This is a genomic window from Paenibacillus humicola (genome assembly GCF_028826105.1).
Classification (GTDB): Bacteria; Bacillota; Bacilli; order Paenibacillales; family Paenibacillaceae; genus Paenibacillus_Z; species Paenibacillus_Z humicola.
This window is the reverse complement of the sequence record NZ_JAQGPL010000001.1, coordinates 2,293,897-2,316,802: the sequence shown is the minus strand read 5'-3', so window position 1 is coordinate 2,316,802 and position 22,906 is coordinate 2,293,897. Positions and strand designations below refer to the sequence as shown.

The 22,906-nt window shown below is 60.4% G+C and carries 21 protein-coding genes; 6 read left to right on the top strand and 15 right to left on the bottom strand.

Features of this window, described 5'->3' with window-relative positions:
- Positions 1-159: 159 nt before the first annotated feature.
- The 9 genes from PD282_RS10725 to PD282_RS10685 all read right to left on the bottom strand — a co-directional run bounded on the left by PD282_RS10725 (position 160) and on the right by PD282_RS10685 (position 9,909).
- Positions 160-1,182 (bottom strand): SAM-dependent methyltransferase, encoded by a 1,023-nt coding sequence (locus PD282_RS10725; protein WP_274650675.1) that lies wholly within the window; start codon positions 1,180-1,182, stop codon positions 160-162.
- The gene (locus tag PD282_RS10720; RefSeq protein ID WP_274650674.1) at positions 1,179-1,961 is read right to left on the bottom strand and encodes an ABC transporter ATP-binding protein; all 783 of its coding nucleotides are present in this window, start codon (positions 1,959-1,961) and stop codon (positions 1,179-1,181) included. The genes PD282_RS10725 and PD282_RS10720 overlap by 4 nt, the downstream gene beginning before the upstream one ends.
- A 111-nt stretch (positions 1,962-2,072) precedes the next feature.
- Positions 2,073-2,396 (bottom strand): cyclic-phosphate processing receiver domain-containing protein, encoded by a 324-nt coding sequence (locus PD282_RS10715; protein WP_274650673.1) that lies wholly within the window; start codon positions 2,394-2,396, stop codon positions 2,073-2,075.
- Positions 2,393-3,229 (bottom strand): deoxyribonuclease IV, encoded by an 837-nt coding sequence (locus PD282_RS10710; RefSeq protein WP_274655153.1) that lies wholly within the window; start codon positions 3,227-3,229, stop codon positions 2,393-2,395. The genes PD282_RS10715 and PD282_RS10710 overlap by 4 nt, the downstream gene beginning before the upstream one ends.
- 7 nt (positions 3,230-3,236) lie before the next feature.
- Complete coding sequence (locus PD282_RS10705; RefSeq protein ID WP_274650672.1) at positions 3,237-4,052, bottom strand: Fpg/Nei family DNA glycosylase; 816 nt, start codon at positions 4,050-4,052, stop codon at positions 3,237-3,239.
- A 26-nt stretch (positions 4,053-4,078) separates the two neighbouring features.
- A complete protein-coding gene (locus PD282_RS10700; protein ID WP_274650671.1) occupies positions 4,079-4,915 on the bottom strand; it encodes a TIGR01457 family HAD-type hydrolase in 837 nt (278 codons plus the stop codon).
- Positions 4,915-6,012, bottom strand: a complete 1,098-nt coding sequence (locus PD282_RS10695) for a Gfo/Idh/MocA family protein (protein ID WP_338045172.1) — start codon at positions 6,010-6,012, stop codon at positions 4,915-4,917. The genes PD282_RS10700 and PD282_RS10695 overlap by 1 nt, the downstream gene beginning before the upstream one ends.
- On the bottom strand, positions 6,009-7,553 hold the full coding sequence (locus PD282_RS10690; RefSeq protein WP_274650670.1) for a ribonuclease H-like domain-containing protein: 1,545 nt from the start codon (positions 7,551-7,553) through the stop codon (positions 6,009-6,011). Before PD282_RS10690 ends, PD282_RS10695 begins: the two co-directional genes overlap by 4 nt.
- Positions 7,554-7,650: 97 nt before the next feature.
- Positions 7,651-9,909, bottom strand: a complete 2,259-nt coding sequence (locus PD282_RS10685) for a DEAD/DEAH box helicase (protein ID WP_274650669.1) — start codon at positions 9,907-9,909, stop codon at positions 7,651-7,653.
- A 237-nt stretch (positions 9,910-10,146) separates the two neighbouring features.
- Here PD282_RS10685 and tlp point away from each other — a divergent pair, with 237 nt between their 5' ends.
- Entirely contained in the window at positions 10,147-10,380 is a 234-nt protein-coding gene (gene tlp / locus PD282_RS10680) for a small acid-soluble spore protein Tlp (protein WP_274650668.1), read from the top strand.
- Positions 10,381-10,503: 123 nt separating this feature from the next.
- Here the strand turns inward: tlp and rnz are convergent, their stop codons facing one another.
- On the bottom strand, positions 10,504-11,430 hold the full coding sequence (rnz, locus tag PD282_RS10675; RefSeq protein ID WP_274650667.1) for a ribonuclease Z: 927 nt from the start codon (positions 11,428-11,430) through the stop codon (positions 10,504-10,506).
- A 163-nt stretch (positions 11,431-11,593) separates the two neighbouring features.
- The gene (gene metH / locus PD282_RS10670) at positions 11,594-15,031 is read right to left on the bottom strand and encodes a methionine synthase (protein WP_274650666.1); all 3,438 of its coding nucleotides are present in this window, start codon (positions 15,029-15,031) and stop codon (positions 11,594-11,596) included.
- Between the two features lie 204 nt (positions 15,032-15,235).
- Here metH and PD282_RS10665 point away from each other — a divergent pair, with 204 nt between their 5' ends.
- Complete coding sequence (locus tag PD282_RS10665; protein ID WP_274650665.1) at positions 15,236-15,784, top strand: 1,2-dihydroxy-3-keto-5-methylthiopentene dioxygenase; 549 nt, start codon at positions 15,236-15,238, stop codon at positions 15,782-15,784.
- Between the two features lie 93 nt (positions 15,785-15,877).
- On the opposite strand, the gene PD282_RS10660 is transcribed toward PD282_RS10665, so the two are convergent.
- Positions 15,878-16,540 carry a class I SAM-dependent methyltransferase gene (locus tag PD282_RS10660; RefSeq protein ID WP_274650664.1) on the bottom strand — a complete coding sequence of 221 codons (663 nt, stop codon included), beginning with the start codon at positions 16,538-16,540 and terminating at the stop codon, positions 15,878-15,880.
- A gap of 12 nt (positions 16,541-16,552) precedes the next feature.
- On the bottom strand, positions 16,553-17,500 hold the full coding sequence (locus PD282_RS10655) for a CgeB family protein (protein ID WP_274650663.1): 948 nt from the start codon (positions 17,498-17,500) through the stop codon (positions 16,553-16,555).
- Between the two features lie 222 nt (positions 17,501-17,722).
- Here PD282_RS10655 and PD282_RS10650 point away from each other — a divergent pair, with 222 nt between their 5' ends.
- The 3 genes from PD282_RS10650 to PD282_RS10640 all read left to right on the top strand — a co-directional run bounded on the left by PD282_RS10650 (position 17,723) and on the right by PD282_RS10640 (position 19,677).
- Positions 17,723-18,760 carry a glycosyltransferase gene (locus tag PD282_RS10650; protein ID WP_274650662.1) on the top strand — a complete coding sequence of 346 codons (1,038 nt, stop codon included), beginning with the start codon at positions 17,723-17,725 and terminating at the stop codon, positions 18,758-18,760.
- A gap of 174 nt (positions 18,761-18,934) precedes the next feature.
- Positions 18,935-19,447 carry a DUF2642 domain-containing protein gene (locus PD282_RS10645; RefSeq protein WP_274650661.1) on the top strand — a complete coding sequence of 171 codons (513 nt, stop codon included), beginning with the start codon at positions 18,935-18,937 and terminating at the stop codon, positions 19,445-19,447.
- 29 nt (positions 19,448-19,476) lie between these two features.
- Positions 19,477-19,677, top strand: a complete 201-nt coding sequence (locus PD282_RS10640; protein ID WP_274650660.1) for a hypothetical protein — start codon at positions 19,477-19,479, stop codon at positions 19,675-19,677.
- Positions 19,678-19,699: 22 nt separating this feature from the next.
- Here PD282_RS10640 and PD282_RS10635 read toward each other — a convergent pair whose 3' ends face one another.
- Entirely contained in the window at positions 19,700-21,010 is a 1,311-nt protein-coding gene (locus PD282_RS10635) for a glycosyltransferase family 2 protein (RefSeq protein ID WP_274650659.1), read from the bottom strand.
- Positions 21,011-21,115: 105 nt separating this feature from the next.
- Here PD282_RS10635 and PD282_RS10630 point away from each other — a divergent pair, with 105 nt between their 5' ends.
- Entirely contained in the window at positions 21,116-21,877 is a 762-nt protein-coding gene (locus PD282_RS10630) for a sulfotransferase (protein ID WP_274650658.1), read from the top strand.
- A gap of 226 nt (positions 21,878-22,103) precedes the next feature.
- Here PD282_RS10630 and PD282_RS10625 read toward each other — a convergent pair whose 3' ends face one another.
- Positions 22,104-22,895 (bottom strand): HAD family hydrolase, encoded by a 792-nt coding sequence (locus tag PD282_RS10625; RefSeq protein WP_274650657.1) that lies wholly within the window; start codon positions 22,893-22,895, stop codon positions 22,104-22,106.
- Positions 22,896-22,906: the final 11 nt, after the last annotated feature.

Below are 22,906 nucleotides of genomic sequence, written 5' to 3'. Positions count from 1 at the left end.
GTGATGTCCTCCTTCTACAGCGCTCCCGAAGTTCGCAGGGGCTTCCCGGGCCGGGCGCCTGACCGGGAAAACGAACAAAAAAAGCATCCCGAAAGAAACGGACTTGCGTCCGCTTCCGCCGGGATGCTTTCCCAAGGGCAGCGCCGAATGGTTTTGTCGTTATCGCTTTACCAAGTATATCGTAATTTCATCGCGATTGTGAAACAGCTGCTTCGCTTTGCGGAGCTCAAAAACCGTCTCGAGCTTCGCGATGACGTCGCGAATCGTCTGCAGCGGCTTTTTGTGCATCAGCTTGACGGTAATAATCGCCGCCGCGCCGCCGGCCAGCGCCGCTTCCAGCTCGAGCACCAGCTTGACCATCAGCATCGGGCTCCAGCTCATATCGCAGACGAGCAGGTCGAAGGAAGCCGGCTTAAATTTGACCTCGGACGCATTTTTGTTCATGTAAGTCAGCCGGGGATGACCCGCCAGAGAAGCGTGAAGCTCTGCCGGATCGACCGCCGTGACCTTCAGTCCGCGCTCCAGCAGCAGCGAGGTCCAGCCGCCGGGGGCCGCACCGATATCGAGCGCGCTGCGAAAATCGGCAAGATGCAGCTTGAACGCCCGCTCCGCTTCAAGCAGCTTGAACTTCGCCCGCGAGATTTGCCCTTCCTCGCGCTGAAACCGGATCGCGCCTCCGGGCCAGTCGGAAAGCTGCTCCTCGGGCGTGCCCCAGCCGGCATACAGTTCTTCCTCCCCGGCGTACAGCGACAAAATGAGCTCCGGCGACTGGACGGCCGGCTCGCTTCCGGTCTCGGCCAATACCGCGTCGACAACGGCTTTCGTGTCGGCTGCGGAATACGGATACCGCGTGCCATCGGCGCGGCGCAGATGCACGGCAACCGTCTTTCCTTCGCCGCGGAGGCGGGCATTGCGCACCAGCTCCGACAACGCCTGCAAATCGTCGGCATTGCCCCGGATCGGCAGCGCCTTGTCAATCGGCTGCACATGCCGCAAAAATATCGGTTCCCGCCCCCGGATCGCCAGCAGCGCCTCTTCGCGTCCCGTGTCCGCCTCCATCATGAAGATCTCGCCGGCGGCAAGCTGCCGGAATTGCAGGCTGAAGCCGGCAAACAGCCGCTTCAGCTCCTCCATTGCATAGACCGAAAAGCCGCGATTTGCCGTACAAATGAGCCGCGTCAACTTCCCGCTCCTTCGGGCGCCACCCGGATCCAGGGCCGGCCGTGCGCCCATTCTACATCGATGCTGCAGCCGTAAGCGGCGCTCAGCGTTTCGCCGGTAAGGACGTTTTCCTTCGGGCCGGAAGCCGAGATCCGGCCGTCCTGAACGAGCGCGACGTGCGTGAAAACCGGCACGATTTCCTCGATATGGTGCGTGACGTAAACGAGCGTCAGCCCGTCTTCCGCCAACGGCCACAGGTCGGCGAGCAGCTTCTCGCGTTCGTACAGATCGAGACCGGCGCACGGCTCGTCCATAATGAGCAGCTTCGGATCCGCCATCAGCGCGCGGGCCAACAGCGCTTTCTTCCGTTCCCCCTGAGACAGCGTGCCAAGCGGCCGCTCGGCCGTATGCGCAAGCCCGACGCGTCCGAGCATGCGGACGGCCTTCGCCTTCACCTCCGGATCGATCTCCTGGTAAAAACGAAGAAAGCCGTATTCCCCGGTCGCAATAACTTCCCATACCGGATCGTAAAGCGTCAGCTTCTCGACGAGCGACTGGCTGATGTAACCGATCTGTTTGCGCACCTCGCGCACGTCGCATTCGCCGAAGCGGCTGCCCAGCACGTCAACCGTGCCCGAGGTGGGAAACATGTAGCCGGTCATCATTTCGAGCAGCGACGTCTTGCCCGAACCGTTGCGGCCGAGAATAACCCAATGCTCGCCTTTTCCGACCGATAAATCGACCCCTTGCAAAATTTGGCGTTCCTCGCGCCGCAGTGTCAATTGATGAAGATGTATCATTCCGGTTCCTCCTCTAACGTTCCGCCCAAACGGGAGCCTTGCTGCGGCTGCCCGGCCGCGGCCGGCATGAACGGGGCTTTGTAGGCGGCTGTATTCATTCAAATGATGCGCTTAATCGGCAGCTCCCGGCCGCTCCGGCATCGGACCGTTATGGAGCCGCACCTCGAGCGGAGCATGCTGCGACAGCAAGTGATACATTTGCATCCGTCCCGCGGGGCTGGACGAATGCAAATAGACCGCTTGCGGATACCTCCCCGAAGCGACCATATAGCGGACAACCTCAAGCCCCGTCGGCTGTCCCCAGCCCAAATCATAATCGAGCGACAAAATGCCGACGCGCTCATGCTCCAGCAGCAGAATGCACTCCTCCGCATTTTTGGCCAGCGCAAACCCGCGCGGACACGGCCGGTAATCGTCCAGATAGACGTTGATCATGCTTCTCCCCCCAAACGGCGGGCCAGCTCCAGCTGCCCGCGGTGCGTTCCGTCCGGACCCGCCGGCGTTTCCAGCACGAACGGCATCCCGCGCAGATGCGGATGGCCAAGCAGCCAGCTCAGTCCCTCTTCTCCGATAAAGCCTTGGCCCAGGACGGCATGCCGATCCTTTTTCGATCCCGACTTGTGCACCGAATCGTTTAGATGGAACGCCGCGGTATTGGGGAGCACGCCCAGCTCCGCCGCCTTATCCAGCCAAGCGGCGCCCGCCGAGCCTTCCCAAACGCCGCTTGCGAACAAGTGGCACGTATCGAGGCAAAAGCCGATCTTCTCCGGCTGCGCGCAGAGCGAGCGGATTTGCGCCAGCTCCTCCATCGTTGCTCCCATAAACGTATGCTCGCCCGACTGATTCTCGACCAGCAGCTTCGCCCGCCCGTTCCACCGCCCGGCTACGGCGCTCAGCGTCGTTACCGCGTTGCGGTAGCCCTCGAGCGGGTCGGGCCCTTTATATACGCCGAAATGAACGACAACCCCAAGCGATCCGCACGATTCCGCGATTTCGAGATCGTTCAGCAGCGACAGCGCCGTCTTGGCGCGGTGCTCGGCATCTTCAGCGGCGATATTCGTCGGATACGGCGCATGCGCAATCGACACGATGCCCCGCTCGCGGCAGAAATCCGCGCACCGCCGGGCGTCGGCCGCATCGAACGATTTGAGGGCGAGACTCCGCGGATTTTTCGGAAAATATTGAAACGCCTGCGCGCCGAGCGCGGCGGTTCTCCGCGCCGACTCCGCGTAACCGCCGCGGGTGCTGACGTGGCAGCCGAGTCTCATCATCGGCTTACCTGTCCCGCTGGCAGGAGCGGCAGCTGAAAAATTTGCGCCCGCCGATTTCCCCCTGCTCGATCGCGGCGCCGCAGCGGGGGCAGGGCTCGCCGCCCCTGTCGTAGACGCGGCAGCGTTCGTTGTAGCCGCCTGTCCGCGTATCCTCGGACGACAGCGGCATTTCCATATAACCGCCGTAAGATGCCGCTTCGCGGAGCACCTTCCGCATCGAGCCGTATAGGCGGTCCCACGTCTCCGGCTCCAGGTCCTGCAGCCGCGCGTCCGGCCGCACCTCGGCGTCGAACGCGATCTCGTCGGCGTAGCAGTTTCCGATGCCCGCCAGCACGTGCTGGTCGACGAGCGCGCTTTTCAAAGAGCCCCTTTTGCCGCGGAACCGCTCCCTGAATCTCACCGGCGTCAGCCGGACATCGAACGGATCGGGCCCGAGCTCCGAAAATTTCCCGGCAACCTCTTTTGCCGTCAGCAGATGGAGATAGCCGAGACGCAGCCCGATAAAGCTCAGTGTTCCGTTCGGAAACGAGATGGCCACCTGAACGGAGCGGCCGGGCAAATCCTCTTCGCCGCCGAACCGGATCATACCGCCGAGCATCAGGTGCAGCACCAGCCGCTTGCCGTTGTCCAGATGAAAGACGAGCATTTTGCCGCGCCGTTCGACGAACCATACGGTCCGCCCCGCCAGCTCGCGGATGAACGTCTCTTTGTCCATATTGATCGATTTTTCCCGTGAGACTTCCGCGCCGATAATCGGCTGTCCGGCGATTTTAGCGGCCAGCTGCTCACGATAGTTTTCCATTTCCGGCCATTCCGGCATCCGAAATCTTCCTTCCTGTCCTAAGGTTACGCGTGTAGTTCCATCTTGTCCTTTATGTACGCAAGCAATGTATGCAAATCGTCGAAGATTTCGTCGGCTTCGCAGTTCGCTTTCTCCAGCAGCTGCCGGAAGCTGTCCCGTCGCGCCAGCCCTGTCAGCACCAGCGCGGAAGGGCATCCTGCCGCAGCCGCGGCCGCTATGTCGGTCGCGGGATTGTCCCCGACAACCCACGTCTCGGAAGCGCCGAGTGCCAGCCGTTCCAGCGCATAGCTCATCAGGATCGCCGACGGCTTGCCGATTACCGTCGGCTTGACGCCGCTTGCCGTCTGCAGCAGGGCGCCGATCGAACCGGCCCCCGGCATCAGGCCGCCCTCCGAAGGCAGCAGCACGTCCGGATTCGTCAGCACGAATTCCGCGCCGGCGCGAATGAACCGGACGGCATGCGCCAGCTTCTCATAGGTCATGAACCGGTCGATGCCCTGGATGACGAAATCGGGCATTTCGCCGTCCGGTTCCGCGAGCCGGAGCCCCGCTTCTTCCAGCGCCCGGCAAAGTCCCGATTCGCCGACGACATAGGCGCCGCCGCCCGGTTTGCGCCGCGCCGCATAGCGGGCGGCCGCCTGGGCGGACGTGCACACCTCCTGCGGCACGGCCGGAATGCCCATTTCGTTCAGGCGTTCCGCCACCGTCTCCGGGGTCGCCGACGAATTGTTCGTGACGAACAAATAAGGCAGCCCCCGCCCGCGCAGGTAACGGATCAGCCGATCCGCCCCGTCGATCATCCGGCTTCCGTGGTATAGCGTCCCGTCCAAATCGATCAGAAGGCCGCGCAGCGGCGATTTTGCGTGAAGGCTTCGTGACATTACGCCCACTCCCTGTTTTCCTGCAGCACGCGGTCGACCCAATATTCCGCCTGCACGCCGTCCGCGATCGACGGCGCAAGTCCGCTGAAGCGGTCCTCGCCCGCGAAGCGGAGGAGAAAATGATGAAGCGCGCCGAAATGCGTATCGACCGCAAAGCCCATCGTCGTTTTCTCGTCCGGAAGCAGTTCCAGGCTTTCCGGCGAAGGCAGCGCGGGCGTTCCGCCCTTCAGCAGATGTACGGCCGGAAAAGCGCTCCGTTCCAGGTCGCACGTGATGGAGCCCTTCGTTCCGACAATCTGGATGTCGAACGCGTCCGACCCAAGCGCGATGCGCGAAACCTCCGCCGTCCCGACGACTCCGCTTGCGGTGACGAACTGCATCATCGCCCAGTCGTCGACGTCGACGTCGACAACCTCGCCGGAGTCCGCATGCGGGCGGCGCTTCACGTAAGTGTGCGTCCGCCCCCGCACGTCGGCAAGCTCGCCGAACCAATAGCGGAGCAGATCGAGCGCGTGGACGCCGAGGTCGCTGATCGCGCCGCCGCCCGACATGCCGCTCTGCAGCCGCCAGCTGACCGGACGCTCCGGGTTCAGGTAGCCCGAGCGCCGGTACGAAATTTTACACTGCAGCACGTCCCCGACAATGCCTTCCTGCACATACTTCCTGATGCGCATCGCCGCCGGATGGTAGCGGAACGTAAACGCAAGCTGCTGCAGCGTTTCCGGCCGGCTCTCCAGCTTATCGGCCAGCTCCTTCGACCGGGCGTACGATTCGGTCACCGGTTTTTCGCAATACACCGCTTTGCCTCCCTGCAGCGCTTGCGAAACGTCGGCGAAATGGTTCGCGTTCGGCGTGCAGACGTCGAAAGCGTCGACCCGCTCGTCCGCAGCCGCCTCGGCAGCCTCATGCACGACCCTCCGGAACCCGATCGCTTCCGCCTGTGCGGCATGCTTCTCCGGACTGCGCGTCACCAAAGTGTCCAGCACCGGAACGATCGGCGTTTTCTTGATGACCGGCAGCGCGCGAAGCGCCGTCATATGCGTTTTCGCTATATTTCCAAAGCCGATTACGGCCCATCTCAATTCTCGTATGGTCATCCGGATTTCCTCCCCGTTTTCGCCCTCAGCCGGTCGATACGCTTGCGGATGCCGTCGAGCTCACTGCGCCGCTTGGCGTCCGTGCGCATGCCGGAATAACGGCGCTGCGCGTGCTCCAGCGCTTCTTCGGCAAACGCCAGCGCCAGGTCGAACCGCCTGGTCCTATGCTCATGATATTTGGCAAGCTCGATATGCGCTTCCCATCCCGGCAGGGAGCTTCGCTCCGCGGCTCGCACAGCCTTCTGCCACAATACCACAGCCCGCGGCCAATTTCCACATTTCTTGTCCCGTTCCGCGAGCGCGCACAGGAGAGGCGCGGCGGCCTTCTCGTCGGCTTCGACTTTCGCGAACAGCGTTTCGGCGGCGCCCGCCGCGCCCATTTTCTCGAGCCATAGCCCGGTGCGCAGAAGCTCCTCCGCCTCCGGCTCGTGCGGCAGCGCCAGATCGAGCCGTTCGCTTAGCAAATGGCCGAATCGGATGGCGAGGGTGGCAAGCGACAGCATATCCGTCTCGTTGTGGCGAAATACGCCCAGAAGCGGCAGCGGATTCCCGTCGGCTAGAAACTGAAAATAGATCGCAGGCGCCAGCGAGCCGGGAACGTCGTCCTCGCGCTCGATGCCGAGCCGCTCTTCCTCGACGCGGCTCAGCTTGCACGAGGCGAGCGTGTTGCGCCAGATGCTCCGCGACGGATGCAGCAGGTCGATATGGACGAAATCCCAGGAAAAGCTGCGAAAGCCGTTCATGATCATTCGGCTTTGGACGACCGGCCAATCGAACGTGCGTCCGTTATACGTCACCAGATGCGTAAAGGCAGGCAGCTTATCCTGCAGGTAGGCGAGCATCGCCCGCTCCTCCGCCGGGTGGCGGATGAGCATTTGCTCAATGACGAACGATCCCGCTCCGTCGCTATAAGCGATGCCGACCATGAACGGAATGTTGCCCGCGCCGACGCCGAGCCCTGTCGTCTCCAGGTCGAGAAACAGCAGCTTCTCCGCCTCCACCGCCGCTTCGGTGCCGGATCGCCCCGTCGCCGCTCCGCCCTGCCGCCCTCGCCCTGCCCGGGCAGCCGGAGCCGGCCGGCCGTTAAACGCCGCAAGGCCGGCCGCCGCAAGCGTCAGCTCCGACAGGCGGTGGATGCCGTGCCGCTGCGTCAGCGGGCAGCGCACCACGCGCAGCAGAAAATCGCCTTCGGCGGAGCGCGCCGCGCGGACGCCGAGCGGCGCCCATTCCGGCGGCAGCGTCGCAGCTTCGCCGTCCGCGGCGCCTGCAGGCGTCTCTGCCGCGCGGCCGCCGGGCGACGCCGGCAGGCCCGCAGCCGCACGGCCCTCGGCGGCAGGCTCCGCCGCCCCGTGAGGGAGCCGGCTTGCGGCCGGCGCAGCGCTGCGGCCGCCCGGTCCGGCGCCGTCCGCAGAGCCGTACTCCGGCGCTTGCTGCCGGCCGTCCCGACCGTCGCCGTCCGAGCTGCCGGCTTCCGGCGTCCCGCCGGCCTGCCCAGCGGCGCCGCGCAGGCGCAGCAGCTTTTCGCGCAGCCCCCCGCTCATACGGTCGCTCCCGCTTCCGAGCAGCCGCCGGCACGCGGCTTCCGCAGCCATGGCATCAAGGCCGTTGCCGGGCCGATTAACACGTAACGATACCTATTCATAGTACCCCCAACAATTCGATGCTTTTTTGCTTGGCGTTCGAGCCTTCGATTTCCGTGCCGATGCAGGAAGGGCATCCGTCTTCGCAGGGACATCTTCGGATTAGATTCCGCGCGGCCGCTTTAATTTCGTCGAAACGCTTGTAGACGTCGTCGGCCAATCCGATTCCGCCGGGATAATGATCGTAAATGAAGATCGTCGGAAGCTGGGTATGCTCGGCGCGGATTTGCGACACGACGTGGATGTCGCTTCTGTCGCACATCACGTGTATGGGCACGATATGCCGGAAAACGTTGGCGATGCCGAGCAGCAGCTGCTCCAGCGTTTTCGTGCCGATGTCCGGCACCGCCTCCTTCAGCTCGACCCAAGCGGCGCTTGTGTGCAGCTCCTCTTCGGGCAGGCTGATCGGCCCGTATCCGATATTTTCAAACGTGGTCAGTTTGATTTTTTTGAATAACGTCGGCATCGCATTCACGACGACGTCACCGAAATGAATCGAGGTGCCGCGCCGGTTGTCCGTCCGGTCGATGTTCAGTACCTTAAGCTTCACCGCCAGGTTGGCGTCCGTGTAATATTCGACCCTGACTTCCCGCACGTAAGCCTTCTTATGGTCCCAGTCCAGCTTTTCGACCTGATACTGCACGCCCTCGTGCAAATAGATCGCTTCGTCGTGCAGCAGCGTCATCGCGCTGAACCGGTCCATTTCCCCGATGATCTTCACGTTCGCCACATCCGACTGGTCCACGATGACGACGTTCTCCTGCGCAGCCGAGCGGAGGCTGACTTCGCTGGCGGGAAACGACTGATTCGCCCAGTAATACGTATTTCCCGCGGCATGCAGCACTTTTTCCTCGACAAGGTACTCCAGAATATCGGTTATCTCCAGCGGTCCGAACGATTCGTCCTTTTTAAAAGGAAGCTCGTAAACGGCGCAGCGCAAATGATCAACAAGGATCATCAGGTTCTCCGGGTTGATTCGCGCCGATTCCGGGGACCGGTCGAAAAAATATTCGGGGTTCTGGACGATGTACTGATCGATCGGGGTATTGCCGGCTACCATCAGCACCAGCGATTCCCCATGCCGTCTTCCGGCCCGCCCCGCCTGCTGCCAAGCGCTTGCCACACTGCCGGGATAGCCCGTCATGATACATACCTGGAGCTGCCCGATGTCCACTCCCAGCTCCAGGGCGTTCGTACTGACGACGCCCAAAATATCGCCGTTACGTAATCCCTTCTCGATTTCCCGCCGCTGGTTCGGCAAATAACCGCCCCGGTATCCTCTTAGCGATTTCGCTCCGATTTCTTTTTTCACCAGTTCCTGCAAATGACTTAAAATGATTTCGACCCGGACCCGGCTTCGGGCGAACACGATCGTCTGGATTTTATTGGCCAAAAATTGCCGCGCCAGGTCGTTGACCTCCGCCGTTGCGCTTTTGCGGATGTTCAAGGGTTTATTCACGATGGGGGGATTATAGAAAACGAAATGCTTACGCCCCCTTGGCGCCCCGTTATCGTCGATGAGGCGCATCGGGCTGCCCGTCAGCTGCTCGGCCAGCTCCTTCGGATTCGCAATCGTAGCGGACGTGCAAATAAAGATCGGGCTGCTGCCGTAGAAGGCGCAGATTCGTTTCAGCCTGCGGATGACGTTCGCGACATGGCTCCCGAATACGCCCCGGTATGTATGCAGTTCGTCGACAACGACGTATTTCAGGTTGCTGAACAGGCTGACCCATTTCGTATGATGCGGAAGAATGGCCGCATGCAGCATGTCCGGGTTCGTGATCACGATATGCCCGACGGTCCGGACCAGCTGGCGGACGGCCGGCGACGTGTCGCCGTCGTATGTAAAGCTTTTAATATCGATGCCCATCTCGGCGATGATTTCGTTCAATTCGCTTTTTTGATCCTGCGCCAGCGCTTTCGTCGGGAACAGGTACAGCGCGCGGCTGCCGTCGTCTTCCGCGACCGCCTGAAGCACGGGAAGGTTATAGCAAAGCGTTTTTCCCGAAGCGGTCGGGGTGACGGCGACGATGTTTTCGTTCCTGCGCACCGTTTCGTAAGCGGTATACTGGTGCGTGTACAGCCGGTCGATCCCTCTATTGCCGAGCGCCGCTTTTATTCGGGGGTCTATGCTTTCCGGCATTTCCCTTGTTTTCGCGTCCTGCGGCTCCAATTCGTGCCAGTTGATAATATGTTCGTTGCCCCGCATTTCACGAATCAATTCGGGAAGCGTCCTCTTACCGAACACGTCAGACATCCCTCCATGGCTAGAACGGTTGTTCCCCCTATTATATACGTCAATGTCGAATTAAAAAAGCCCCGGTCCGGTTCCGTCCGTTCCGGCACGGCTTTCGGCCGCGGTGCGTGTTTTTGTAACGACGCTCGCGGGCGTTCGCGGCCCCGGCTGTCCGGTGAATAGGGTTTTTCGCACGGGCGCAACCTAAAGCGGGCCAGATCAGGGACCCGAAAAATCTTTCCAAGGAGGCGAGCAATCGTGGCAAAACCGGATGACCGCGCCGATAACGTCGAACACCTGCAGCAGGCGGTCCACAACACGGAAGAAAATTTGCATGAGGCGCAGCACTATTTGGACGAGCATGCCGAAGAAATTTCTCCGAAGGAAAAGCGGGACGTCGAAGCGAAGAACGAGCAACGCCAACAATCGATGGAGGACATGAAAGCGGAAATCAAGGACGAGGCGAAGTTTCAAAGCCGCCAGGAAGACTGACCTCCCGCAGGTCCCGGACAGCGAAAAAGCGCCGTCTGCATTGCGCAGCGCGGCGCTTATTTACGATTGGGCGGTGCGGCGAAGCTTTCGAAAACCGGCCGCCAGTCGTGCGGACAAAACCGGTTATTCGGGCCGTCCGACCTCGAGCTCCAAAAAGTCCTCCGCCGGAACGGTATTCGGGAACACGTCCTGCACGCTGCCGACCATTTCATCCACCGCCTCCGGGCTGAAGCGCGAGCTGAAATGCGTGACGGCGAGCCGGCAGGCTCCGGCTTTGGCGGCGGTTTCCGCCGCCTGGGCGATCGTCGAATGTCCGTAGGCCGCCGCCTTCTCCTCCATTCCCGCGGCAAACGTCGCCTCGTGAACGAGCAGATGGGCGCCCTTCGCCAGAACGACTGCATTGTCGCAAGGGCGTGTATCGCCCAAAATCGTGACGATCCTGCCCGGCATGGGCGGGCCGACCACCTCCGCGGCGCGTACCGGTTCCCCGCCCGGCAGGACGACATCTTCACCGCGCTTCAACCTTCCGTAGAGCGGACCGGGCGGGAGGCCGATCCGCGCCAGCCGCTCCGTATCGAGCCGGCCTGGCTTCGCCGCTTCCTCGATCCGGTAGCCGAAGCACGGCAGACGATGCTGAAGCTCGGCGGCATCCACGGCGAACGACTCGTCCTGCCAAAGCCGTCCGGGCGCCGTTTCCCGGATATCGAGCTCATATTCGAGCCGGGCGCCGGTCATTTTGAACGCATGCTCGATATAAGCTTTGAGCCCGGCAGGACCGAATACCTGGAGCGGCCCGGCGCCTTCGAAATACGACCGGCTGCTCAGCAGGCCGGGCAGCCCGTAAACATGATCGCCGTGCAGGTGCGTAATAAAAACGCGCTCCAGCTTGTTCAGCTTCAGCCGCGTTTCCAGCAGCCGGTGCTGCGTGCCCTCCCCGGCGTCGAACAGCCAGAAAGCGCCCGCGCGCTCCGGCAGAAGCAGCGCGATCGACGTCACGTTGCGGGCTTTCGTCGGCCTTCCCGCGCTCGTGCCCAGAAACATCACCCGCATGACCACTATCCCTCCCGATAACGCGCCGCCTCCGGCGATGCTTCGTGCTTGCGGCGCTCGTCTCTATAGCAATACCCTCCGAAGCGGAAACGTAATACAGCTTCCCGCCGCCGAGGGTATGCCCAATCAAAGGATGCCGTCCGGCGGCTCCTGCTCTGCCGGATCAGCTTTTCTCGACATTGAAATATTGCGCTTCCGGATGGGCGAACACCATCGCCGAAACGGACGCCTCCGGCTCCATCATAAAGCCTTCGGTCAGCTGCACGCCGATATCCTCCGGCTTCATCAGATCGAACAACGGCTCCTGATCCTCGAGGTTCGGGCAGGCCGGGTAGCCGAACGAAACGCGGATGCCCTGGTAACGGGCGCCATGACGCTGCTTCATCGTCATGTCGAGCGGATCCGGGAAGCCCCACTGGTCGCGCATCATATGATGCACGCGCTCCGCCAGTCCTTCGGCGACCTCGAGCGCGACGGCCTGCAGCGCATGGGAACGCAAATAATCGCCTTTGTCCTTCCATTCGGAAGCCAGCTCACGGACGCCCTGTCCCGCCGTCACGACGAGGAAGCCGACGTAGTCCATGACGCCGCCGTCCACCGGTTTCAGAAAATCGGCCAGGCACAAATACGGCTCCACCTGCTGGCGCGGGAACGTAAACCGTTTGATTTCCCTGCCGGGTTCCTTCGGGTCGTAAACGATGATATCGTTGCCCGACGATTGCGCAGGGAAAAACCGGTACATCCCGTGCGCGTGCAAAATGCCTTTCGATACCGCTTCCTCCAAAATGCCGTCAACCGTTTCCTTCAGCGAGACCGCCTTTTCGTTCCGGTCGGCCAGCTGCTGCTCGACGCTGCCCTTCAGCCCGAGATGATGGCCGAGCAGCATCTGCATGTTGACGTACGGCACGATTTGCGGGATCGGCACGTCGCGAAGCACGTGGCGCTCCAGATCCGGCGGCATGAAAACCGGCGCATCCGGCGAAATGTTCGACCGCACGGCCCGGCTCGGCTCCGGCAGCGGCTTCTTCTCTTCCTCGATTCCATAACCGGACGCTACCAGCGCATCATGCTCCTCTTCGTACGTGCGCCGGTGCTTGGGGTCCATCAGCTTATTGGCGATATCCAGCCCGTCCATCGCATCCTTCGCGTACAGGACGAGGCCGTCGTATTCCGGGCTGATCCGCGTTTTCGTAAATTTGCGCGTCAGCGCCGCGCCGCCTACCAGAATCGGCGCATCGATGCCGGCGTTGCGCAAATCCTGCGCCGTCACGACCATCTGCTGGGCCGATTTGACGAGCAGGCCGGAGAGGCCGATGGCGTCGGCTTTTTCGTTCCGGTACGCTTCGATCAGCTGCTCAGGCGGCACTTTAATGCCGAGGTTGACAATCCGGTAGCCGTTGTTGGACAAAATAATTTCGACGAGATTTTTCCCGATGTCGTGCACGTCGCCTTTAACGGTCGCCAAGATGATCTTACCCTTGACGGACGTCTCGTTCTTCTCCATAAATTGCTCGAGATAGGCGACCGACGCTTTCATCACCTCAGCGCTCTGCAGCACCTCGGCGACGATCAGCTCGTTGTTGTTAAACAGGCGGCCGACCTCTTCCATCCCGCGCATCAGCGGCCCGTTGATCGTCTCAAGCGGCGTATATTTCTTCAGCGCCTCCTCGAGATCCGGAATCAGCCCTTCCTTCGTGCCTTCGACCACGTAGGAGGCGAGCCGCTCCTCAAGCGTCAAATTCGACGTTTTCTCTTTCTTCGCCGTTTTCTTGTCGCGGAAAGCGGCCACGAATGCGGCGAGCGTCTCGTCGTTCGTGTTGTAGATCAGCTCTTCGGCGAGCCGGCGTTCCTCCTCCTGAATGGAGGCGTACCGCTCGAGCTTCTCGGTGTTGACGATCGCATAGTCAAGCCCGGCTTTCGTGCACTCGTACAGGAACACGGAGTTCAGCACCTCGCGGCCCGCTTCCGGCAGGCCGAACGATACGTTGCTGATCCCGAGAATCGTCTGGCACTTCGGCAGTGCTCCTTTGATCAGGCGGATCCCTTCGATCGTTTCCTTCGCCGAGCCGATATACTGCTCATCGCCGGTGCCGACGGGGAAGACGAGCGGGTCGAAAATAATATCCTCCGCGTTCATCCCGTATTTGTTCACGAGCAGGTCATGCGAGCGTTTCGCCACTTCGAGCTTGTCTTCCCGCGTGATGGCCTGGCCGCGCTCGTCGATCGTGCCGACGACGGAGGCCGCGCCGTATTTATGAATGAGAGGCACGACCTTCTCGAATTTCTCTTCCCCGTCCTCGAGGTTGATCGAGTTGATAATCGCCTTGCCCTGCGAATATTTCAGCGACAGATCGAGCACCTTCGGATCGGTCGTGTCGATAACGAGCGGCACCTTCACCTTCTTCACGACAAGCTCGAGGAACCGCATCATGTCCTCCGCTTCGTCGCGGTCCGGATCCTGCAGGCAGACGTCGATGACATGCGCCCCGTTCTTCACCTGGGCGCGGGCGATTTCGGCCGCTTCCTCGTATTTGCCCTCGGCGATGAGCCGTTTGAATTTGCGCGAGCCGAGCACGTTCGTCCGTTCGCCGACCATGTACGGCCGGTTCGCGCTTTCGATGTAGACCGTCTCGATGCCCGAGACGGCCGGCGGGTGGTCGCCCGACTGCGTCCGCGGCGCAAACGTCTTCAGCGTCTCCGCGATGGCGCGGATATGGTCGGGCGTCGTGCCGCAGCAGCCGCCGGCAATATTGAGCCAGCCTCTTTCGGCGAACGCCGCGATTTTGGCCGCGAGCGACGATGGCGATTCGTGGTAGTTGCCGTTCTCGTCCGGCAGGCCGGCGTTCGGGTAGCAGCTGATCGCCGCGCGGGAAATGCCGGCGAGCGAACGAATATGATCGCGCATGAATTCCGGTCCCGTTGCGCAGTTCAGGCCGACCGAGACCGGCTCCAAATGCTCGAGCGAAATATAGAACGATTCGATGCTTTGCCCTGCGAGCGTCGTCCCCATCGGCTCAATCGTGCCCGATATCATGACCGGCAGCTTCCGGCCGGTCAGCTCGAACGCCTTGCGGATGCCGATGCTCCCGGCTTTGACGTTCAGCGTATCCTGCGACGTCTCCAGCAGCAGCGCATCGACGCCGCCTTCGATCAGAGCGGCCGCCTGCTCGCAGTAGCTGTCTACCAGCCCGTCGAAGGTGACGCCGCCCGTGACGGAGAGCGTCTTCGTGGTCGGCCCCATCGCACCGGCGACATAGCGCGGGCGCTCCGGCGTCGAGTGCTTCTGCGCCGCTTCGCAGGCGAGGGCCGCCGCCGCCAGGTTGATCTCCCGCGCTTTCTCGGGGATGTCGTATTCGGCCAGCACGACGCTCGTCGCGCCGAACGTATTCGTTTCGACGATGTCCGCGCCGGCCGCGAAATAGGCCTCATGGATGCCGCGGATGATATCGGGACGCGTCAGGACGAGCATTTCGTTACAGCCCTCCAGCGCTTCGCCGCCAAAATCGTCCGGGCCGAGGTTTTCCCGCTGGATCATCGTACCCATGGCGCCGTCCAGTATGAGAATGCGTTCTTTCATCAATTCCTGTAATGTCGGTTTCATCGTAGCGCGTACTTCCTTCCCGTTGCAGCTGATACAAGACCCGGTCATCGGGCCCGTACCCGGCTCAAAAATCGTTAACCCTTAGTGTACCAGAATCGGGAGAACGTGAAAAGGTTCTAATATCGACAGCCTAACCGATTTATTATATAGTGGTTTTATCGGAATTTTAAGATGAACTTATCGGAAACGAGGGATCGTGCAAAAATGGCAGAGATTCGAATCCGCAAGACGGACGAACGCATAACGGGCGAACAAAACGTCCGCGATTTTTTGGAAAAGCAGGAAGTGCTGTACGAGCATTGGAATCCGGAGAAGCTGCCTGCGGCGCTACGCGAAAAATTCGTGCTGAACGACGAAGAGAAGCAGCAAATCTTGTCGACGTTTGACGGGGAAATCCGCGATCTCGCCGATCGCCGGGGCTACCGCACCTGGGACATCATCGCCCTGTCCGACGCCACGCCGAATCTGGAGGAGCTGCTGAAAAAATTCGAACAGGTGCATACGCATACCGAGGACGAAGTGCGCGCCATTACGGCCGGCAAAGGCATTTTTATCATTAAAGGAACGGACGACGTCGGCTATTTCGATGTCGAGCTCGAAGCCGGCGACGTCATCTCGGTTCCGGAAAACAAGCCCCATTTCTTCACGCTGATGGACAACCGGCAGATCGTGGCGGTGCGCCTGTTCATCGAGACGGAAGGCTGGATCGCGCATCCGTTCGAAGACCCGTCCTTCCAGAAATCGCAGACTTAAGCGCCGTTTGCGAACGCCGCTCGCGAAAAGAGAGCCCTTGACCCGCTTCGAAAAGGAGCGCGGCCAAGGGCTTTCATGTTGTTCGCTTCGCGGTCAGGCCGGCTCCCTCTTCCGAAGCACGCACCGGAAACAATGCAATCCGCCCCACATCTCCGTATAAATCGCGTTCGCCGGTTTCTCGAAATCGGCGTTCCCGGCGAGTTCCAGGCCGGCTGCGGCGACGTCGCGGCAGAGCTGCTTCAGGTCGATATTCGGATAGTCGAAGGTCAGGACAATCAAGCCGCCGTCCTTCAAGACACGGCCAAACTCGACGAAGGCCGCCTTCCGGTCCCGCTCCGGCATTTCCTCCAGCACGGAAATGCAGAACACTTTATCGAACGTCCGGTCTCCGTAAGGCAGGTTGGCCAAATTTCCCCACTTCAGATGAACGTTCCCAATATACTTCGCCTGTACGATGTCGGCGGCCTCCGGTCCGAACCAGCTTCTCCGGATCGCTTCCACAACCCGCTCCGGCGTCATGATGCGGGGATCGATATCGCAGGCGTGGACTTCGCGCGCGACGGTCGTCAAATAAAATTTGAACGGATGGTCGACACCGCTCGCGGCGTCGAGCACGACGTCGTCCGGCTCCGGAAACTGCTTTGCCCACTCGTATTCATAGTAGCGGCTCCACCATGTATTCGGCAGCTTGAACACGATTTCGTCCGTCTTCGGATCCGTGTCCACGAAAAAGCGGGAATCCAGTTTGTTTTCCAATGTCGTCCTCCTTTACAGAAGCGGCTTCAGGGCTTCCAAAATTTGCGCCGCCCGATGGTCGTACGTATGATGATCGTACACGAATTGCTGGCCCTGCTTTCGGATCCGCTCCATCGCATCCGGGCGGCTTCTGTAATAGTCGTACAGCTCGAGCGTTTCCTCCGGCGACCGCGACCAGACGAGATGGGTATGGTTCTCGAACATCGCTTCGATGGCCGTCGTATGCTGCGTGAAGAAAAAACCGGCGCAGCCGAGCACCTCGAACGTCCGCATGGACTGCATCGTTTTCGAGCCGTTGATGCTGTGGACGCCCAGAATGAACGGCACGGACGCGCATAGATCCGGCCAATGCTCGTAAGCCATGTAGCCTTTATACATGTCTTGCGGTATGCGGAACGCGAATTTCCCGCTGACCCAATGCGCGCCGCCGTAGAAGGCGATGTCGGCCCCCCGCCCGATCAGCGGCTCGAACAGGAGCCGGTTCCCGGCAAGCCGGTTCGGATGCACCTCGTAATTGTTGCCGACGAACGCAAGCTCGCGGGCGAGCTCAGGACGGTAAACGCCGCGCCGGTGGAAGCCGGGGTTGCAGGCGAACGGCACGGAAATCGCGCGAATGCCGTTCGGCCGGTACAGCTCGTCGATCCATTCCGTAAAGGTCGTCAGCGTCAGGACCGATTTTCGCCCGTACGCCAGCGACATGTTGCGGGCGACCGGATCCTCGATTCCCCAATAAATGTGCGGGATGCCGGTCCGGTCGATTATGCCGGTGATCGCTTCCACCCGCCCGACTCCGCCATCGGTGAACAGCAGGTCCGGTTTGAACGCATCGATTTTGGCCAGCATGACGTCCGGTTCCTGCTCACCGGGATGAATAAATTCCACCTCATGCCCGAGCCTGACAAAACCCCGCCCCATGCCCAACTTTACGATCGGAGCCGAGTTGAGGAACAGGATTTTCATCGGATGTCCTCCTTCGGATCTTATGCGTAAGCCTTTTTGTTGCCATGAAGCTAGTTTATGCCCGCAGCATGAACATGACTAGGTACATGACTTGGACAAGCAAAAAAAGGGCACCGCCTGTTGCCGGCGGGCAGTAGGTTGGCGCACAGCCCCGCGCATACGGTTTGTCATAAGATGAGAAAAGCTGCTGCCTTATCGAAATTATTGAAGGAGGTGGGAAATTTGGGGCTGGATCTTACGATCGTGTATCCCCCTGCGATCGATTATCAATTCATGCATCAGCGTCCGCAGCAGATGATGAAGGCGCTCGCCCAGGCGGGCGCGAATGTCGTCTTTATCAATCCGGCCGATTTGTTCCCCCAGGAAACGCCCGTCTATCATCCGTTCCCCGAGCTGCCGAATTTCACGGTCATCCACCGTTCCGTCGATTTCAAGCCGCTTGTAAAAGGCAAGCTGGTGTTTTGGTGCGCGGTGAACCAAGGCTGGTTCATCGACTGCTACGATCACGATCTGGCGATTTTCGACTCCTGCGACCTGGCTGCCGGCGAGTTTTCGGCCTGGAGCGGAATCATCCCGGTCATGGAAAAGAAAACGCAGCTGACGTTCGCTTCGTCCGGCGCCATTTTCAGGGAGCATACGAGTCGGGGCGTTCCAACCGTTCTATTGTCGAACGGCGCCGATTTCGATCACTTCAAGCCTGCCGCGGGCAGGCTTCCGCGTCCCGCCGATTTGCCGGATACCGGAGGCCGGCCGCTCGTCGGGTATTACGGCGCCATTTACACCTGGCTCGATGCGGAAATGGTATACCGGATCGCCGACTGTTTCCCGGTGGTGCTGATCGGATCAAACCAGCTGTACAACCGGAGTATCGAGCATCCGAACGTAACGCTTCTCGGGATGAAGCCTTACCGCGAGCTGCCGGCGTATTTGAGCTGGTTCGACGCGGCCCTGATTCCTTTTCTGCTTACCGAAATGATCGCCGGCTGCGATCCCGTCAAATTTTACGAATATATTTCGGCCGGCAAGCCGGTTGTCGCCTCGAACATGCAGGAGCTCGGAAAATTCCGCAATCTCGTCTATTTCGCTGACGCCGGCAATGCCGCGGAGACCGTGGCGAAAGCGATCGAGGAAAATCACGAGATGAAGGTCCGCATGCGGCAGCGGTATGCCTTCAAGAACTCCTGGACCAGCCGCGCGAAGGTGGCGCTCGCCCATATCCTGAACAGGCTTGAGAAAGGCGGCGTTTATCCGGCACGATAGGTTTACCGTTCATGTTTTACTGCAGGTAAAAGGCGGCCGGCAGGCGCTCCAAAAGGCGTCCGCCGGCTTTTTTTGCTTGTCTGGGTGAATTCATCATCTTCAAATAGACTAGCTTCCCCCCCTATCTGTCCAGCATAAGTTACAAGCAACCGGAACAAAAGGGAGATGAATTGCGTGACCGTATGTAAAGTGAAACCGAAAAAGCTTCGGCTTTGCCCATGCCCTCCGAAGCATAAGCCGAAGCCCGTCATTCGATGCCGGAAAATCGTCCGGAAACGAAAAAAGAAGCCCGGCATCTCCTTGCTCTCGCTGATCCGTCAGCTGCAACAGCGTGTCGACCAGGTCGCCCTCGATCTTCGTACCCGGATCGACCAGCAGTCTGCAGGCTATTCGCAGCTCACCGCGGGCTACTCGCAGCTGACATCCGGCTACTCGCAGCTCACCGCGATAACGAACCAGCTTCGCAGCGACGTCAATTCGATCCAGGCGATCATCAGCGCCCCGCCGATCACGCAAAGCCTTCGCGATGCGCTGAATTCCCGGATTAGCACGGCGATCATCATCGAAACCGACGCCGGTACGATTACAGGAACGCTCACGGAGGTCGGAAACGATTATGTGGCCATTACCGAGCCGTCGGGCGCCATCGTACTCATTCCGGTTGCCGAAATCAATTCGTTTGTGTAAACCGACTATCGAATAAGAGGTGTGAAAAGATGGATTTTTCCCAGGCGTTGGCGCGCTTTATCGGCCGCCGAGTCGAAGTGTTTCAAATGTCGCAGGTGGTGACCGGTGTTCTGTCCGGCGTCAGCCAAGGATTTTTTACCGTCCAGGTCAGTCCCTCCGCTTATACGCCGGGAACGCAGGTAAGCGTACTGGAAGTCAATACCGAATATGTCCGGTTTCTGCCGGCCTGACGCGCCCGTTTACGCAGACGTATCATTCGTTTCCGCTTCGGCATACCGTTTGCAGAAACCATTTTTTCCAGCTTGAATAGGACGTCCTGTTGACGCTTGTGACGCTGTCCGGACGAAGCCTGCGGTGGTACAGGGTCCCGTCCGAGCGCTTGACGGCGTAAAATTGCGCCATTCGCAGCAGCATTTGTATATCTTCATATAGCGAGCCGCCGAACGGATCCGAGACCAGCCAGCCGCCAAGCTCGCGAAGCGCCGATAGGCTGAAGCATCTCGGAGCCAGCGGTTCGGCGTATTCCAATAACGTTTCAGGCGTAAACCGGGCCGGCTGACGGATATTGCGGTAGACGGGCTGGTGTCCGCCGCTAAGCTGCTGCCATTCATAATGACCGGCAAAATAAGCGCCGGTTCGCAGCTCGCTTTCGCTCTCGCTCTCGCTTCGAATATGTGCTGCGAATACGGAAAGGCAGTCGGGCGCTAACCAGTCGTCGGCATCCAGTTCCACCAGCCATGCTCCTTTTGCATGGGCAAGCGCACGATTCAGGCTGAAGCCTTTTCCGCGGTTCGTTTCATTGCGAAGAACGGTTACGCGGGGATCCGCTGCTTCCGCCTCCAGGATGAGCGCTGTTTCATCGTGCGAGCCGTCGTCCACGATGATTAGCTCCCAATCCGGGCACTGCTGGACGAAGACGCTGCGAATCGCCCATTTCAAATAAGGCGCGTCGTTGTAGGTGCAGATGACGACGCTGAACAGCGGGCGGCAGCCGGCGGTTTGGGAGGATGGCTTGGCGGCCAATAGGGGCGCCAGCGCCTCCCATTCTTCCCGTGTCCGCATCCAGCCCGGGTTCGATCCGCGCCGGACGCTCCAGCAGTCTGCCGCGATTTCGCTCCACCGCCATGCCGGAGTCAGCCTGTACTGCAGCTCGAGCAGTACATATCGTTCGAACGGCAGCCGGTCGAGAGTCGCAAAGCCCGGACCGTTCCCGGACCGTACCGCTTCCGTCCGCCAGACGACAGGTCCCCGCGGCGGGTCCCGTTTCTCGTCTCCATTCCAGCCGGACTCCGGGTTGAGCAGCAAGCCGGCGACGGTGTCGTCCGCACGCCGCATCCACGCATCCGCTTGGCTAAGAAACGATTCATCCACGGACTCCCCCGCCAGCAGCGTAACGAAGAAAGGTTCCGTATACCCGCTTAAAATTTCCCGGTTCATCGCAGCCGCAAAATCGCGTTGGAGCGGGACGACCCGGCAGTTTATCGGCGCTGACCGGACCAGCCGTTCCGTCATTTGCAGGGAACGGGCGTTGGCTCCCGTATCCAGAACAAATACAAGCAGCATGCGGTCACTCCCTTGATACCACATTGTATGCCGCTTCCGTCAGACAGGTTAAAAGATTGTAAGCGAATTTCATTTCGCGAACGGACAAGGAGGCTGAACTCGCTTATGTCGGAACGAACCGAAAACGAACCGATTCACCTGATCGTTGCGGCGCCCGTTCAACGGTCCGGTTCGACCCTGCTCCAGCGGATATGCAACCGGCGCAGTGGAAGCTTGATTTGGGGCGAGCACGGCGGGGTGCTGAACGATTACGAGAACATCGGGCGGCTGATTCGTTATTTTTCCGATCACAGCAGCAGTGAACGCGAGGCTTTCTTCGGCAACGGGGAAGACGCCAACCAGTGGATCGCCAACATGACGCCGGAAAGCACCTATGTGGACGAAGCGGTAATCGCTTCCGTTCGCGCTTTGTTCGCCCGGCTTTACGCTCCTTTCCGGGATACCCATGACCGGATCGGTTTTAAGGAGGTCCGGTACGGCCGGCCGGCGCTGACGTTATTCCGGCAATGTTTTCCCGAAGCCGATATTTTGCTGATCGTCCGCCATCCCGTGGACACGTGGCGCAGCTCGGTCGGCTGGTACAACCGCATCGGCGATTTCACGACCAAATGGAATGAAAATGCCGGCTATTATTTGGAACTGGCCGAGCAGGATCCGAGAGCCCACCTGGTCGTCTACGAAAACCTCGTTAACCGCGACCAGGCAACGCTCGATCTGATTTCCAAAGTGGCGGACGTGACCGAGGAAGAGATCGAGCTCACGCTTGCTTACAAGGTGGGAAGCCATAAAAATCCGGTTTCCGATGCGGATATCCGCATCATTCAAACCGAATGCAGCGCCGTCATGAGCAAATACGGCTATACGTAGATTCGGGGGAGGATGCCGCAGCTCCGTCCTACCCTTTTCATGACGAAAGGGCAAGCCGACGTGCGCAAGATTCGAGGAAGGATGCCGCAGTTTCCGTCGTCCCCCTTCCCTGACGGAAAAGGCAAGTCGACGAGCGCTGGAGGCAATCTCGGCTGGCGGACAGCGTTCGCGGAAAAGGGAATGGAAAAACCCGCCTGACTGCGGCCGGGCGGGTTTTCGGTATGCGTTATTCGCCGAGCAGCGGGAGCAGATCCTCCAAATGCCGTATTTCGTGCGAAGGCACGATTTCGCCGGTGTGCTGCACGCCGTGACGGTTAATCCAGACGGAAGTCATGCCGATCGTATTGGCGCCTAAAATGTCCGTCGTCAGCTTGTCACCGACCATAATGCCCTCCTCCGGCTGAACACCGAGCCGATCCAGCGCATGACGGAAAATCGAGGCGGCCGGCTTTCCTTCGCCGAATTGGCCGGAAATGACAATATGATCGAAATACGGTGCCAAGTCCGGTACGCCCGCCAGCTTCTCCAGCTGCAAATCCGGCGAACCGTTCGTCAGCAGCAGGAGCTTGAAGCGGCCCTTCAGCTTGTCCAGCACGCGGAACGTCTCGTCATAGACGATCGGCCGTTTGCGCCGTTCCGCCGGGAACCGTTCGGCCAGCTCCGCGCCGAGCTCCTCGTCGTTCACGCCGAGTGCACGCAGCCCGCGCGTCCAGGACTCGCGGCGGTACCCGGGCGCCAACCGCTCCAGCTTGCGGAATTGTTCCTGTTCGCCCTGGGTGAAATTGGCCCAAAGCCCTTCGAACGGATTGATGCCGATCATTTTTGTGAACGGGAACGTTTCATACGATTCGTATAATGACCGGGCTTCGCGGCGCACCGCTTCCTCAAGGGCGTCCGGATCGACGCCCGTTTTCTCCGCCGCAGCCGCGCAGGTCGCCTGGAACGCTTCCTTCACACTTCGGTCGTCCCAAAGCAGCGTATCGTCCAGATCGAATAGTACCGCCTTTTTCTTCGCCATCGCTTATGCTC